The organism is Bradyrhizobium sp. UFLA05-112, from assembly GCF_053572325.1.
In genome coordinates this window covers 1-14,972 of record NZ_JBANBK010000131.1, presented here as the reverse complement: position 1 = coordinate 14,972, position 14,972 = coordinate 1, and the positions used below count along the sequence as shown (strand labels likewise).

The 14,972-nt window shown below is 57.8% G+C and carries 12 protein-coding genes; 3 read left to right on the top strand and 9 right to left on the bottom strand.

Annotation, left to right across the window (positions count from 1 at the left end; all coding sequences use genetic code 11):
- The 5 genes from SO180_RS39775 to SO180_RS39755 form a co-directional block, all read right to left on the bottom strand.
- A partial coding sequence (locus SO180_RS39775) for a hypothetical protein (RefSeq protein ID WP_449384246.1) occupies positions 1-188 on the bottom strand: 188 nt, incomplete at its 3' end.
- A gap of 15 nt (positions 189-203) precedes the next feature.
- On the bottom strand, positions 204-404 hold the full coding sequence (locus SO180_RS39770) for a hypothetical protein (protein WP_449384245.1): 201 nt from the start codon (positions 402-404) through the stop codon (positions 204-206).
- On the bottom strand, positions 405-848 hold the full coding sequence (locus SO180_RS39765) for a tautomerase family protein (RefSeq protein WP_449384244.1): 444 nt from the start codon (positions 846-848) through the stop codon (positions 405-407).
- A gap of 90 nt (positions 849-938) precedes the next feature.
- Positions 939-1,379, bottom strand: a complete 441-nt coding sequence (locus SO180_RS39760; protein ID WP_449384243.1) for a response regulator — start codon at positions 1,377-1,379, stop codon at positions 939-941.
- Complete coding sequence (locus SO180_RS39755) at positions 1,376-2,848, bottom strand: sensor histidine kinase (RefSeq protein WP_449384242.1); 1,473 nt, start codon at positions 2,846-2,848, stop codon at positions 1,376-1,378. The genes SO180_RS39760 and SO180_RS39755 overlap by 4 nt, the downstream gene beginning before the upstream one ends.
- 497 nt (positions 2,849-3,345) lie before the next feature.
- Between SO180_RS39755 and SO180_RS39750 the strand changes: the two genes are divergently transcribed.
- Together SO180_RS39750 and SO180_RS39745 are read left to right on the top strand one after the other, a co-directional pair.
- Positions 3,346-4,242 (top strand): helix-turn-helix domain-containing protein, encoded by an 897-nt coding sequence (locus SO180_RS39750; protein WP_449384241.1) that lies wholly within the window; start codon positions 3,346-3,348, stop codon positions 4,240-4,242.
- 170 nt (positions 4,243-4,412) lie between these two features.
- Positions 4,413-10,325: an AAA family ATPase gene (locus SO180_RS39745; RefSeq protein ID WP_449384240.1), complete on the top strand. Its 5,913-nt coding sequence runs from the start codon at positions 4,413-4,415 to the stop codon at positions 10,323-10,325.
- A 28-nt stretch (positions 10,326-10,353) separates the two neighbouring features.
- Here the strand turns inward: SO180_RS39745 and SO180_RS39740 are convergent, their stop codons facing one another.
- Positions 10,354-10,707: a response regulator transcription factor gene (locus tag SO180_RS39740; protein WP_449384239.1), complete on the bottom strand. Its 354-nt coding sequence runs from the start codon at positions 10,705-10,707 to the stop codon at positions 10,354-10,356.
- Positions 10,708-10,747: 40 nt separating this feature from the next.
- Positions 10,748-11,377: a response regulator transcription factor gene (locus SO180_RS39735; RefSeq protein WP_449384238.1), complete on the bottom strand. Its 630-nt coding sequence runs from the start codon at positions 11,375-11,377 to the stop codon at positions 10,748-10,750.
- A 375-nt stretch (positions 11,378-11,752) separates the two neighbouring features.
- Between SO180_RS39735 and SO180_RS39730 the strand changes: the two genes are divergently transcribed.
- A complete protein-coding gene (locus SO180_RS39730) occupies positions 11,753-13,129 on the top strand; it encodes an ATP-binding protein (protein ID WP_449384237.1) in 1,377 nt (458 codons plus the stop codon).
- Between the two features lie 94 nt (positions 13,130-13,223).
- Here SO180_RS39730 and SO180_RS39725 read toward each other — a convergent pair whose 3' ends face one another.
- Complete coding sequence (locus SO180_RS39725; protein WP_449384236.1) at positions 13,224-13,529, bottom strand: UBP-type zinc finger domain-containing protein; 306 nt, start codon at positions 13,527-13,529, stop codon at positions 13,224-13,226.
- Positions 13,530-13,618: 89 nt separating this feature from the next.
- Entirely contained in the window at positions 13,619-14,785 is a 1,167-nt protein-coding gene (locus SO180_RS39720; protein WP_449384235.1) for an NADH:flavin oxidoreductase/NADH oxidase, read from the bottom strand.
- Positions 14,786-14,972 lie beyond the last annotated feature (187 nt).

The window sequence follows — 14,972 nt, the reverse complement described above, 5'->3', positions numbered from 1 at the left end:
GAACTCGCTTTCCACGGCATCCACACCTCCCGCAGAACAAAAGCGGAAAGTGTAACCCATGTGTCCGGTACGTACCGCCACCTATGTCTCAGGCTGCTCAGCGCAAGCCCTTGATTTCCCAGCTTGGTGCGTGGACATGAGTTTTCATTCGGGTCGCGTGTGGCCTCACGCTTGACCCGGTAGATCATACAGCGTCGCCTTACTCAATCGTGAGCGAGCAGCTCGCCTTCGGCAAGCGGCATTCGGGCGAGCCCGACAAATTCGGCGAACCTCGGGTCGTTTTCCTCGCGGCGTTCGAAGAGCACCGGAAGAAGGGCGACGCTGACACTTGCCCGAATTATAGTTAATTCGGTTTTACGGAAGACGCTGTACGAAAGATGCCGCTCAGCGATAACCGTGCGCAACTAGGCGGTTGCTGGAGCGCGCATCGCAGAAAGGTCGACCTGCTTTCCGTACATACCCCAATTGCTCTCGGGGATCTCCTGGACGGCGACGTAGGCCGGCACTTTTCCTTCGCCAATGGCAGCGTGTCTGCCGAGGATCGCCGTGCCTTCCTCGATGAGCCGCTTCTTGGCGGGATCGTCGAGGCCTCCCTTAATTGCGTTGATCAGCAGGGCTATGATCGGACGCGATGCGACTTCTCCACCGCTGAAGACAGCGTCGGGCTCGTACTCGGCGAAGATAACCCAAACCCCCGATCGGATTGTCGGTGTGTCGGCAAGGCGCTCGCACGCCATTCCGAGGTCAGTCAGTTCGGCAGCCACTCGCGCGCGAGCCTCGGGGGTGAAAACGCCACTGGGAGCGTGAACGAACATTTTTGGCACGCAATCCTCCTCTTCTTCGGTCAAGCGGTCTCTGCAATCGAGAAGAATACGGACAAGCGGTCGAGCAGCGACCCACGGCTGGTCTGGTGACCGCAGGCGCCGGAGAAAATCCTTTTAGCTCAGCCTCGCCTTCTCGAGATCCGGTTCATCGTCAACCACGAGGATGGGCGCTGCGTGCTCGATCCTCGTGTCGATTTCCTGCCGTAGGAGCGCGAAGTCGATCGGCTTGGTCAACAATCCTTCGGCGCCATGTTCGATCGCTGTCCTACGCGTTTCTGTATCGCCATAGGCGGTAATCATGATGACTGGCACGTCGGGACGCGTCGCACGCATGATCGGCAATAGCTCGAGCCCGCTCATCCCGGGCATGTTGATATCCGAAAGGATCAGGATCAGCGAAGCGTCCCGGATCTCGACGGCACGCCTCAGCGCCGCCGGCGCTGACGTGGCGAACTCCATCTGAAAGCGCGCGGAACGCAGATCGTGCCGGAACCGCTGGCGGAACAGGGCTTCGATGTCGGGTTCATCATCGACGACCAGGATATAGACGGTCAATTTTTGGCCTCCTCGGGGATTTGAGCCGCCGCGATGCGTGGCAGCGTGATGGTGAACTCGGTAAATGCGCCCGGCTCGGTCGCGACCTCGATGCCGCCGCCGTGCTGTTTCACGATGATGTCGTGACAGATCGAAAGACCAAGCCCTGTTCCTTCACCAGCCGGTTTGGTCGTGAAGAAGGGATTGAAAATCTTCTCCTTCACCTCCTCGGGGATGCCCGTGCCATTGTCGCGAATTCCGATTTCCACTCCGTCGCGCACGCTCCTGGTACTGGCGCACAGGGTCGGCTCGAACGCCGCGCCGGCCGTCGCCTTGCGCTTGGTCGTCGCGTAGAAGCCGTTCGAAATCAGATTGAGCAGTACGCGCGTGATGTCCTGCGGGTAAAGATCGATCGTCCCGGCATCAGGGTCCAGCTCGCACTGGAGTGTGATTTTGAAGGCCGAGTCCTCCGCACGCGCGCCGTGATAGGCGAGGTTGAGACTCTCTTCGACCAACGCATTGACGTCAGCCGGGCGGCGCTCGCCCGAGCGCTCGCGCGAGTGCAGCAGCATGTTCTTGACGATGGAATCGGCTCGCTTGCCGTGCTGAATGACCTTCTCGAGGTCCTCTCTAAGAAGACTGGTCAATTCATCGACTTTGATGCGGATTTCCTCCGTGAGAGTTGCCTGCCTTAGGACGTCGTTGAGTTCGTCGGTCAGCTCGACTGACAGCGCTGAAAAATTGTTGACGAAATTGAGCGGATTCTTGATTTCGTGTGCGATACCTGCCGTGAGTTGGCCAAGAGAAGCAAGCTTTTCGGTCTGCACGAGGCGATCTTGGGCCACGCGCAGGTCCTCGAGTGATCGTGTAAGATCGGTCGTTCTGGCCTGCACTTCGTTGAAAAGCCGGGCGTTCTCGATCGCAATAACCGCCTGATCAGCAAATGTTCGTAACAGACGTATGTGCTCTTCCCGGAATTTTCCGATCTCTGCGCGCGTTACGCTGATGATGCCGACGCTCCCGGAGTCGCGAAAAAGCGGGATCAGGGCAACGCTCCGGAAGCCTCGCTTGCGCGAGAGATCCAACAGGCCAGGCAAGTCGGCGAACCCCAACTCGCAATCCTCGATCTGAACTGGCCGTACCTCCCGGATTGTTCTTTCATACCAATCGACGTCTGAAAGCTTCAGGGGAAACAGATTGATCAAGGCCGCGTCCGCGATCTCGCCTCGTCGGGTGAACGCAGCAAGATGCAACCTGTCATCGATTAACTGAAGAACCGCTGTAGACAGCCCGTTTACGAGCTTGTTGGACCTTTCTGCGATCGCTGCGAAGATGGGGCCAAAGCCGGAAGGCGAACTCGCGATGACCCTCAATATCTCGGCCGTTGCCGCCTCACGCTCAAGAGATTCTCTCAGTTGCTGCTCGAGCGGATCGGGGAGCGGCTGTTGCGTTCCGCTCCCAGTGTAGCCGACGGTTGGTACGACCTGCATCTACCGGCTCTCACGCGGATTGCGAGTGGCGCAAACGTACGCGTTCCCCGTGGTGAAACCGTGCATGCATCCCCCAATAGAGGACTGCGACACCATCCCATGTGACGCGACATCTGTCGTCAATCTGATCTCGCCTGGCTGGGCGACCGTTCCATTCGCCTTCCTGAGCATCGCAACATCGACGAAGGCGCTGGGAGCTATCGATAACTTAGCCGGCATCGCGTCAGTGAGGGTGTAAAGACTGGTAAATCGTCGTCAAGAAAAACACCGATGGGATTGAGCGACGCAGCGAGATCGGTTTGGCGTTGCGCTTGGAGTTACTCCGGTTTCAGAAAGCTTCAGTCCGAAGGATAGCTGGCGGCTGCATATTATTTGAGCATCCAGCTAACGGATGGAACCACGACGCTGCCGGCGGATCTATCGCGCGACGAAGCTCACGGCCAGGTATTTCCACTGGTTTCACAAATGGGTATCGTGGCGATCCCATGGAGCGGGCCGTGATCCTGAAAACGCATGGCGATCGAAAATATCACGACACTACATCGCGTTTGGTGGGCGTGGCTGAGTTTCCGCACCTGCGTGTAGAGCATCGATTTCTCGAAGCTGGATTTCAACGGCCCGGCGTCTGCGTCAGCAACGAGCTTGCGTTTGTGCTTTCTGGCCGCGCATTCGCAATTCAGGAAGGAAACGGCCTGACCCGCCGGGATTTTATTCAACCGGGTATCGCCTGCATTTGCCCCGAGGGGACCGACGAGAGCGTTAGCGGCATTACATCTCCAATCGAGTGTCTGCATATTTTTTTGCCGCCAACCTTGATCCAACAGAGTGCCCTTGAGGACTACGACATAGACCCCTCGAAGGCCGAGTTGGTCTACTCCGGCGGTCTTAGAGACGCCATGCTTCACCAGATCGCCATGAACATCCACGGTGTCGCGAGTCGGGGTGTCGAACAGATAGACCGTCTTTTCCTGGATGGCATGCAAGCAGCGCTTGCGGCACATCTGATTGGTAACTATTCCGTCGATCGCTGGAGGCGGCCCTCAAAAGCCCCGAATATCGATGCCAAGCGCCTCAAACGAGTCCTCGATTTCATTGAAGCGCGTTTTGCGGAGAACATAACGCTCCACGATCTAGCAGCTGAGGCCCATCTCAGTGACTTTCATTTCTTGCGGCTGTTTCGAGAGGCGACCGGCCTTTCGCCTCATCGCTACTTGACGTATCGCCGAGTGCAAGAGGCGCAAACGCGACTGGCATTGAATCATTCCTCACTCGTGGACATTGCGCTGGAAACCGGCTTTCGATCGCAGGGCAATTTCATCAGAGCCTTTCGGAATGCGACGGGACTAACGCCAGGTCAGTATCGCGCACTTCGTCAACCAGGGGGCGAGCGCTGAGGCTCACGGTTCCCGGTCCTCGCATAGCAAGATTTGCGCATGGGTCCGCAGTATTCGGTAATGCGCCGGCCCATCAGCGGTAGTATTATGTGGGCTGTTGCTTAGCACCGCAGCGGCGCGGGCTCGTACCTACTTCACTCGCGACCGAACCGATGTGAACCGGCACTAACATGGATGCAGTTCGCTTCGCCGGAATCGCAGATAGCAGCTTCCAGGTTGCCTGGAAGGATGACGAGCGTGTCTTCTGCCGAGGATCGCATAGGCGCTCCGATGGCAGCGCCGTCGCCGTACTGGCAGTGCGGCCTTCCTCGGAGCGTCCACATCCTGCCGTCATCGATCGCCTTGCTCGCGAACACGGATGGAAGGACGAACTCGATCGCGCGTGGGCTGTATGTCCGTTAGACCTTCTTCATGAGGGCGGTCGCACCGTACTGCTTCTCGAGGACCCAGGGGGGGAGCCGCTCGAAAGCCTGATTGACGCACCAATGGAGGTTGCAAGCTTTCTGCGTCTCGCCATAGATATCGCTGCGGCTGTCGGCAACGTCCACCGGCGCGGCCTCATCCACAAGGATCTCAAGCCGACCAACATCCTTGTGAATCGTGCGACCGGAGAGGTCAAGATCACCGGGTTCGGCATGGCCTCACGCCTGCCGCGCGAACACCAAAGTCCTGCTCCGCCCGAAGTGATTGCCGGCACGCTGCCTTACATGTCGCCGGAACAAACCGGACGGATGAATCGATCCATCGATACTCGCAGCGATCTATACTCTCTCGGTGTCACCTTCTACCAGATGTTGACGGGATCGCTTCCATTCTCTGCCGTCGACCCGATGGAATGGATTCATTGTCACATCGCCCGGCATCCCGTGCCGCCCAATGAGCGTGTCAACGGGATTTCACTCTCTGTCGCCGCAATCGTTTTGAAGCTCCTCGCCAAGAATGCGGAAAGCCGGTACCAGACGGCAGCGGGCGTCGAGGCCGACCTGCAGCGATGTCTCTCCGAATGGGTCACCCATGGCCGGATCGAATGGTTTCCGCTCGGTCTTCATGATGCGTCCGATCGGCTGCTGATTCCGGAAAAACTCTATGGTCGCGAAAAGGAGGTCGATAGTCTGTTTGCGGCCTTCGATCGTGTCATTGCCAACGGGATGACGGAAATCGTGTTCATTTCCGGCCAAGCCGGTATCGGCAAATCGTCGATCGTAAACGAACTGCACAAAGCTCTGGTGCCGCCGCGAGGTTTGTTCGCCGGTGGGAAGTTCGATCAGTACAAGCGCGACATCCCGTATGCAACCCTGGCTCAAGCTTTTCAATCGCTTGTGCGACAGCTTCTCAGCAAAAGCGATGAGGAGATATCGCTTTGGCGATCGCTCCTGCTCGATGCGTTGGGCTTCAATGGCCAGCTCATGATAAACCTGATCCCGGAGCTCGCACTGGTCATAGGAGAGCAGCCAGCCGTTCCTGAACTCCCTCCCCAGGAGGATTACAATCGGTTTCAGCGGGTATTCCGCCGCTTCGTCGGTGTGTTTGCTCGAGCAGAGCATCCCCTCGCGCTGTTCCTAGACGATTTGCAATGGCTCGATACGGCAACACTGGAGATGCTGAAACATCTCGCCACGCACCCCGAGATTCGTCATTTGTTGCTAGTGGGTGCTTATCGTCATAACGAAGTCGGCTCGTCCCATCCGCTCAGACGAATCCAGGAAGCGATCCGTTCCGGTGGCGGGAGGGTGCAGGAGACGTTGCTCGCGCCGCTCAAGCAGGAAGCCATCGAGCAAATGATCGAGGAGACGCTGCATTGCGGCGACGTTGGCGCGCAGCCGCTTGCGAGGCTGATCCACCAAAAGACGGAAGGCAATCCATTCTTTGCAATCCAATTTCTCACGGAGCTCGGAGAGGAAGGGCTACTTCAATTCGATCACACGACAGCGAAGTGGGTTTGGGACGTCTCACGCATCCATGCAAAGCGCTTCTCGGACAACGTGCTCGATCTCATGTCGGTCAAGCTCCGTCGCTTGTCGGGTACGACACGAAACGCCTTGGGGCAACTTGCTTGCCTTGGCAGCGTCGCTGAGATCGCGACCATGATGGTCGTTCACGGAGAGTCCGAAGAGAAGATTCACGCGACGCTCCGGGAGGCGGTACTGGCGGGCCTCATCTTCAAGGTGGACGGTGCCTATAAATTCCTCCACGACCGCGTGCACGAAGCAGCCTATGGGCTCATCCCCGAGTCCGATCTCGCCGCGGCCCATCTTCGGATCGGCCGCGTGCTCGCAGCCGGGACCGCAGCCGACGAGCTTGAAGACAAAATTTTCGACATAGTGAACCATCTCAATCGCGGCGTGGCCCTCATCGAGGCCCATGACGAGCGCGAGCAGGTTGCCGGGTTGAACGTGTTGGCAGGAAAGCGCGCAAAAAGCTCGACTGCGTACGCGTCGGCTCGCAATTACCTCGTGCAAGCATCTAAGCTTTCACCTCTTGATGCGTGGACTAGCCGCTACGAGACGACATTCGAGCTCTACCTGCTACTCTCGGAATGCGAATATTTAGCCGGCAACTTCGAAGCGGCCGACGCGCTCTTCGACATCATCCTGGATAGAGCATCATCAAACTTGGATCGAGCCAAGGTTCACAGCTTGCGCATCAAGCTGTACCAGGTAGCAGGCAAATACGACCAAGGACTCGCTGTCGCGTTAAATGCGCTGAGCTCGTTTGGAGTCACTTTTCCTGACAACGATCAGGACATCAAGGCAGCCGTTGAAGCGCAATTCCGCAATCTTCCCGTCAATCTGGCCGGGCGCCCGGTCGGCGCGCTTCTCGATGCGGAGGTTGCGGTTGATCCCATCAGCCGGGCAATCATTGAGCTCCTCGTTGACGCAACACCCTGCGCCTATATCGCGCGGCCGCCGCTGTTTCCGCTGGTCGCTCTCGAGGGGGTCAATCGTTCCATAACAGACGGGAATACGGAGCAGTCGAGCTATGTTTACGGTGTCTTCGCGCTCTGGCTTGTCTCCCTGAAGGGCGACATCGACTCGGCGTATCAGTTTTCCGAGATGTCGCTACGGCTGAACGAGCGATTCAAGAACTTGCGTTTGCGAGGCACGCTGCTTCACCTGCATGGCGATCATGTCAATTTGTGGCGAAGGCACTTCGCCACAGGACTACCGATTCTGGAGCAGGCGTTTGAGGCCTGTCTCGAGGTCGGGGACCTCGTCTATGCGGGGTTCCTCGCGTTCGAAACCGTGTGGCAGCTCATCGAAAAGGGAGAAACCCTTGAGGATGTGCTGACATCAGCAAGTAGGTACGCAGCGTTTGCAAAGCAGAGCCACAACGAGGCAGTTTTCGAGACGATCCGGCTGCAGCAGCAGTTTATCGGAAGCCTCCGGGGGAGGACGAAATCCCCCTTGAGCTTCGAGGACGGCACATTCGATGAAGCAACTTGCGTTGCCACGATCGTCAAGGCAGCCTTTGGCTGCGGCATCGTCTTCTATCATATCATGAAGCAAATCCTCGCTGTCCTCTATGGTCAGTACGAGGACGCACTACAGGCCGCCGCGGACGCAGAGCCAGTGCTCGGCGCCGCGATGGCGATGCCCATTGAGGCAACCTATCATTTCTGCCACGCGCTTACGCTAATCGGGTTGTATCCTACAGCCTCGGCGCCACAGCAAGCGCAATATCGCAAATTGATTGACGAGAAACTGAAGAAGCTGAAGCTGTGGGCCGACAATTGCCCTGAGAATTATCACAATCGATACGCGCTGGTCTCAGCAGAGATCGCGCGCCTCGAGGGCCGCCAGATGGACGCGATGCGCCAGTACGAAGCGGCGATCCGCTCGGCGCACGAGAACGGCTTGATCCAAAACGAAGCCATGGCCAGCGAACTCGCCGGCCAGTTTTATCTTGCTGTGGAGCTTGAAACGAACGGCTACGCGCATCTGCGCAACGCTCGTGCGTGTTACGCGCTGTGGGGGGCAGACGGTAAGGTGCTGCAACTGGAATCTCGATACCCCAACCTTGCTACTGGCGAGAGCTATCGGCAAATCGAGACGGCAGCGGCAGCCATCCAGAAGCTGGACGTCAACACACTCTTGAAGGCCTCTCAAGCCGTGTCCAGTGAGATTGAATTGCCGAAGCTGATTGGGCGATTGATGAACGTCTCGCTCGAAAACGCGGGAGCCGATCGAGGGTTGTTGGTCTTGCCCCAGAACAATGACTTTCGAGTCGAAGCGATGGCGGAGGTAGCCGGCGGCGAGATTGTTTTGTGCCGAATGTCCCTCTCCGGCAACGATGTCCCCGACTCCCTGATTCGGTATGTAATTCGGACACGCGAAACGGTCATTCTCGATGATGCCAGGCGACCCAACCCCTTCTCGGGCGACGAGTACCTCCGGCGTCGACAACCTCGTTCGGTCTTTTGCCTTCCCCTCGTGCGACAAACGGCGCTGGCCGGAGTACTCTATCTCGAGAACACGTTGACCACGGGCGCGTTCACGCCAGATCGAACTGCAATGCTTGGGTTGCTGGCATCGCAACTTGCGATCTCGCTGGAGAATACGCATCTCTATAGCGACCTTCAGCAGCGTGAAGCGAGAATCCGTCGCTTGGTCGAAGCCAACATCATCGGGATCGTTATCTTCGATCACCAAAGTCGAATCACTGAGGCCAATGATGCATTCCTCCGCATCGTTGGATACGACCGCGCAGCTCTCGCATCGGGACTTCTCAACGGGGCCGAACTCACGGCGCCGGAATGGCGCGACCGCAACACACAGATGCTCGAAGAAGTTAGGAGTACGGGTATCGCCCAGCCATACGAGAAAGAGTATGTCCGGAAGGACGGTAGCCGTGTGCCTGTACTGGTCGGCGCGGCGAGCTTCGAAGAAGGCGGGAACCAGGGTGTCGCTTTTGTCCTCGACCTGACGGAGCGCAAGCGGATGGAATCCGAAGTGCAGGAGCAGGAGGCGAAGATTCGGAGCCTGTTCGACGCCAACCTCATCGGGATCGTCTTCTGGGACTTCGAAGGTCGCATCATCGAGGCCAACGATACGTTTCTCCACATGATGGGATTCGACCGGGACGATTTCGTTTCTAGTCGGGTACGCTGGACAGATTTGATTCCGCCGGAGGAGAGCGACCGAATTGCGAGGGCCCTGGAGGAGATAAAGGTCACAGGAACGATACGGCCGTTTGAGAGGGATTATTTTCGGAAGGATGGTAGCCGCGTGCCCGTGCTGATGGGAGCGGCTCTCCTTGAGCAAAATAGAAATCAGGGCGTCTCTTTTGTCCTTGACCTGACTGAACGCCGGCGAGCGGAATCTGAAGCACGTGAAAGCGAGCGGCGCTATCGCGAGACTCAGATGGAGCTGGCACACGCGAATCGTGTAGCAACCATGGGCCAGCTTACGGCCTCGATCGCCCATGAGGTCAACCAGCCGATCACGGCAACGATCGGAAACGCCGAGGCGGCGCTGCGCTGGCTCGCCCGCCAGCCACCGGAGTTGGAGGAGGTTCGCCAACTACTTGAGAGGATCACCAAGGATGGCCGTCGAGTTGGCGTCGTCGTCGATCGAACTCGTGAGCTTGTCAAAAAGGCGCCACTGCGGAAGGAGCGCATGGAGATCAACGAAGCGATCGGCGAGGTGATCGAGCTCACGCGCGGTGAGGTAACGAAGAGCCACATCGCGGTGCAGACACAGCTTGCGGAGGGCTTACCTCTTGTTGAAGCCGATCGCACCCAAGTACAGCAAGTTATGTTGAATTTGATCATCAACGCAGTACATGCCCTGGATGAGGTTAGCCAAGCGCGGCGCGAACTGCTGATCAGCTCTTCGATGAACCGCTCAAACGGCGTACTGGTATCTGTGCGAGATTCGGGGAGGGGTATAGGCCCGGAGCAACTGGATCGACTTTTCGATCCATTTTACACGACCAAGGCAAGCGGCATGGGAATGGGGCTATCGATCTGCCGTTCGATCATAGAAAGCCACGGAGGAACGATTTGGGCCGAGGCAAACGTTCCGCAGGGAGCCGCATTTCATTTCACTATCCCGCATCTCAGCAGCAATGGCCTGGAAACTTGAGTTCGAAGAGCGGTTTTCGGCTACGGCCTCAATCGCCCAATGCCCTCTCGATGCAGCCAACCAGCTTTTCGACATCCAGAGGTTTGCGGAGGAAGCCTATCGCCCCACTGGAAATAGCCTTCCTTTCGAGATCTGGTTCCGTGCGGGCCGTTATCATGATGACCGGAAATGATTGGTTGCGCTGATGAAGTTGCTTCTGAAGCTCGAAGCCGTTCATTCCCGGCATATGAATATCTGTAATCGCGCAGGCGAATCGTCCAAAGTCAGCGGATGCAAGAAACTCCTCCGCGGACGCGAATCCGAGGGCGTCGTATCCAAGTGATCTTGTTAGCGAGACCAGCATTTCCCGCACAGCGACGTCATCATCGACAATGGAAATCATTTCTGTCGCCGCCTACGTGGTTAGAGCATTGAACGTCTTCTCAGCGCGCTCTGTTCTTGAGTGCATCTGCCATGCGAACCAGATCTGCAATGGAATGAGCTTCCATTTTGCGCATCGCGGCACCGCGATGCATCTTGACTGTTATCTCGCTTAGGCCGAGTTCTCCTGCCACTTGCTTGTTCAGTTTGCCGGAGGTTACCAACATCATCACTTCGCGCTCGCGCGAGGAAAGCGTGGCGAACCGATCGGCCGTCGCGACAGCCCAGTCATCGTTGGCGCGACGCGCCCGATCCCGATCGAGTGCTGTCGTGACCGCATCGATCATGTCTTGATCTCGAAATGGCTTGGGAAGGAAGTCGACTGCGCCGGCTTTCATACCTCGCACACTCATCGGAATGTCCCCATGTCCAGTCATCAGCACCACGGGTAATCTCACCCCAATTTCCTGGAGCTGTTCCTGAAAGTCCAGTCCGTTGATTCCCGGAAGGCGAATGTCGAGAACAATGCAACCGGGGCCGTCCAGGCGGCTCGCCTTCAGAAACTCCTGCGTGGTGCTGTAGCTGCGGACGTTAAGCCTGACCGACCGCAGCAGGCTATCGAGCATTAAGCGCACAGAATCGTCGTCATCAATGACGTGCACGGTAGGTGTGCCATCCGTCGCTTGGGCCATGCGCGCGCTACCCAGAAGAAGCTTGAAATCAATACCATAAGTAGCGCCTAACCCTACTAAACGAAGGTGCGGCCGTCACCAACAAAAGAACACACCAAAGTATGGGTCGTAGAGACCCTTGCTAGATTGGCCTGCGACAAAATGGGCATCATAGTAGAAGCGCGTTGGCCTTACTGTGCGACATACGGCGCTTAACATTGCGCGAGGTAGTCGGTGACCCTGCTAAGCGAACGGCCAGTCAAAAGCGGGCTCTTGGATGAGGGCTCTTGTTCAACACCGCAGCGGAACAGTCCCGTTACCGCCTCACCAGGGGCAGAGCCGACATCCGAGGAGTGCTACGAGTTCGCAGGCCTGCGATTGTTTCCAAAGCGGCGGATGCTGGTGCACGGCGCCGAGCGCGTCGCGATTGGCGGGCGGGCGCTCGACCTATTGCTCTTGCTGGTGTCGCGGGCTGGAAGCATTGTGAGCTTCAACGATCTAATGCGTCTGGTTTGGCCAAACGTTACGGTCGAAGAAGCGAATGTTCGCGTGCAGATGGCCGTCCTTAGAAAGGTACTGTCGCAATGCGACGAGACGAGCCGCGCAATCGATACGGTGCCGAATCGCGGATATTGTTTCGTTCTACCCGTACGCTATCATCCGCACGGGATCGAGCCGAACGGCTCAAGGCCCTGGAGGCCTGCCGCACTGCCAATCCTGCCTAATCCGACAGTCGGTCGAGATGAAGCAATTCAAATTGTTGAAGGTGCGCTGGACCGACATCGCCTCGTAACCATCACCGGGCCGGGCGGTATCGGCAAGACAACCGTTGCGATCGCAACCGCGAAGCGTTACGCGGAGCACTTTCAGGGCGTGATCGGATTCGTTGATCTGTCGCATGTCGTTGACGGTGCTGGAGCAGCTCAAGTCATCTCGGAGGCCCTGCATCTGGCACCAGGTCATGACCCGCTCGAATTATTGTGCGATCACCTTAGGCTTCATGAAGCGGTTTTGATACTCGACACATGCGAGCACATCGTTGAACCCATCGCGACACTTGCAGAGGTGATGTTAAGTCGGTGCTGTAATTTGAAGTTGCTGGTGACCAGCCGGGAAGCGCTACGAGCGACCGGGGAATGGACCCATCTGCTGCCGTCGCTCACGTTTCCCGCAGAAGGAGAGGAGATTGAGCAGAGGGACATAGCGAAATTCTCGGCAATCACCCTGTTCGTTGATCGTGTCCAATCTTCGATGCGATTTGAACCACGCCGGCGAGATATTCCGACAATTGCTGAAATCTGTCGGAGGCTTGACGGAATACCGCTCGCGCTCGAGCTGGCCGCCGCTCGGGTTGCGGAGCTTGGGCTTCGTGATATTGCTGCCCGTCTCGACGATTGTTTCGCAATTCTCACACGAGGTCGCCGGACAGCGTTGCCCAGGCACCGCACCTTGGCAGCGGCTTTCGATTGGAGCTACGGCCTTCTCTCTGAGGAAGAGCAGCGCATGCTGGTTCATCTGGCTACTCTCCGTGGCTCGTTCACTGCCGAGCGCGCTATCGCGGGCTGTTTGGATAGCGTGTGCACGCGGCCATCAGAATCGTTCTACCGTCTTTTCGACAAATCATTTCTCGCGGTCGAGATGGCGAGTGAAGCGCCGATGTTTCGGCTGCTCGAGACGACAAGAGCTTATGTGGCGGGCATAGTATGTGCGTCGCATCCACCGGATCGTGCGCTCGCAAGAGTTGCCCTCGCACGAGGCCGATCGTCGGGCTGACACGAGCATTCCAGGGTGCGCCGGACGAGAAGTGGCCGCAGCGAGAGCCGCGGAATGCCGGAGAATTCGTGATCGACCGGCGGCTTTACACCGATCACACGAATCTCGGTATTGGACCGAGCTGCTGTGTGGGATGATCAAGCTCGATGAACGTCTCGTCGACATAGCACCAGCCCCAACCCTCTGGCGGATCGTAACCCTCAATGATGGGATGTCCACTCGTCTGAAAGTGCTTTGTGGCGTGCTTTCCGGGCGATTGGTCGCAACAACCGACGTGGCCACACGAACGACAGATGCGCAGGTGGACCCACCAGCTCCGAGTCTTCAAGCATTCCTCGCAGCCTCGCGCGCTCGGCGTAACGGTCCTGATAAGGCCTCTATGAGAACAGGAGCTCGGCACTAGGCACCTCCGTGCCGCGAATTTGCGGCCAGTGGTTAGATCGGCGACAATGCGCGCGGCGTCCTAACTGGCACCCCCGAATTTGCCAGCTATGATGCAAGAACTCGTAGATTGCGGTCAACAAGGGAAGACTGCTCGGACCTCTTGGGGCTACTCCCTGTCAACAAATCCTTGAAGCGTCGAGGCTGCGACCGAAGGTACTGATTTGGTGCCTGGACCTGCGCGCCTAATTCGGCCGCAGCATGCCAGGGCCACCGAGGATCATAAAGGATAGTCCGTGCCAGTGCGACCATATCAGCTTCCCGGGTACCGACAATCGCTTCGGCCTGGTCGAAGCCGGTGATCTGTCCGACGGCGACGACAGGTATCTCGACGGCTGTCTTGACGGCCCGAGCCAGGGGCACCTGATAGCTTGGCCCCACGGGAATCCGCTGAGCTGGATGAAGACCCCCGCTGGAAATATGGACCGCGTCGCAGCCGGCAGCTTCGAGCGTCGTTGCGAAGGCGCAGGTTTGTTCGATGTCCCAGCCTCCGTCGACCCAGTCGGTGCCAGATATTCGAACGGTGACGGGCCTGTCAGGTATCGACTCGCGCACCGCCTCGAATACCGCAAGTGGAAATCGCATGCGATTTTCCAAGGATCCACCAAACTTGTCGTCACGCTGGTTGGAGAGCGGTGACAGGAATTGATGCAAAAGGTAGCCGTGTGCGCAGTGAAGCTGTATCAGATCGACGCCGATATAACGGGCGCGTTTTGCCGATGATACGAATGCATCTCGTATCTCGCGAAGTCGTTCGAGGTCTAGCATCTGCGGCGACATCTCGCCTTCGGCATAGGGGATCGACGAAGGTGCTTCCGTCTGCCAGCCATTTGGCGCGCTCGGCGCGATCTGGGCCCCTCCTACCCAAGGCACGTCCGTCGACGCTTTGCGGCCTGCGTGGTTCAATTGGATGCCGATAGGAATGCCCGACCAGCGTCGAATTCGATCGAGCGTGGAGCCCATCGCCATTTCCGTCGCATTGTCGTACAGGCCAACATCCGCCCATGTGATGCGGCCATCCGGCAGCACTGCTGTGGCCTCGATCGTGAGCAGGGCCGCCCCGGAAAGCGAAAGGTGACCCAAATGGATCAAGTGCCAGTCGGTCATGCAGCCATTGTCTGCCGAATATTGGCACATCGGCGCGATAACGATCCGGTTCGACAATTCGAGCGAGCCGACCCGAATGGGTTCAAACAGGGCTGGCCGATGCGTCATTGCAATCTTTCTCCGCGATGCCATCGTTTCGAGCAGGAGCTGTCGGGCTCGGTCGGCGGACGGACCCGCCGTCATCTTTGCTCGTTCATGAAGCGCCGACCTTTCCCCGAAACGTCCAGTAGCTGAAACCAACGTAGGCCAGGATGATCGGGACGATTGCAGCGATTGCGAAGAACGAGATCACTTG

Excerpts from the sequence above, each read along its gene's own strand:
- SO180_RS39755 (WP_449384242.1), bottom strand. The coding sequence starts at position 2,848 with ATGCAGGTCGTACCAACCGTCGGCTACACTGGGAGCGGAACGCAACAG.
- SO180_RS39745 (WP_449384240.1), top strand. The coding sequence starts at position 4,413 with ATGGATGCAGTTCGCTTCGCCGGAATCGCAGATAGCAGCTTCCAGGTT.
- SO180_RS39740 (WP_449384239.1), bottom strand. The coding sequence starts at position 10,707 with ATGATTTCCATTGTCGATGATGACGTCGCTGTGCGGGAAATGCTGGTC.
- SO180_RS39735 (WP_449384238.1), bottom strand. The coding sequence starts at position 11,377 with ATGGCCCAAGCGACGGATGGCACACCTACCGTGCACGTCATTGATGAC.
- SO180_RS39730 (WP_449384237.1), top strand. The coding sequence starts at position 11,753 with ATGCTGGTGCACGGCGCCGAGCGCGTCGCGATTGGCGGGCGGGCGCTC.
- SO180_RS39720 (WP_449384235.1), bottom strand. The coding sequence starts at position 14,785 with ATGACGCATCGGCCAGCCCTGTTTGAACCCATTCGGGTCGGCTCGCTC.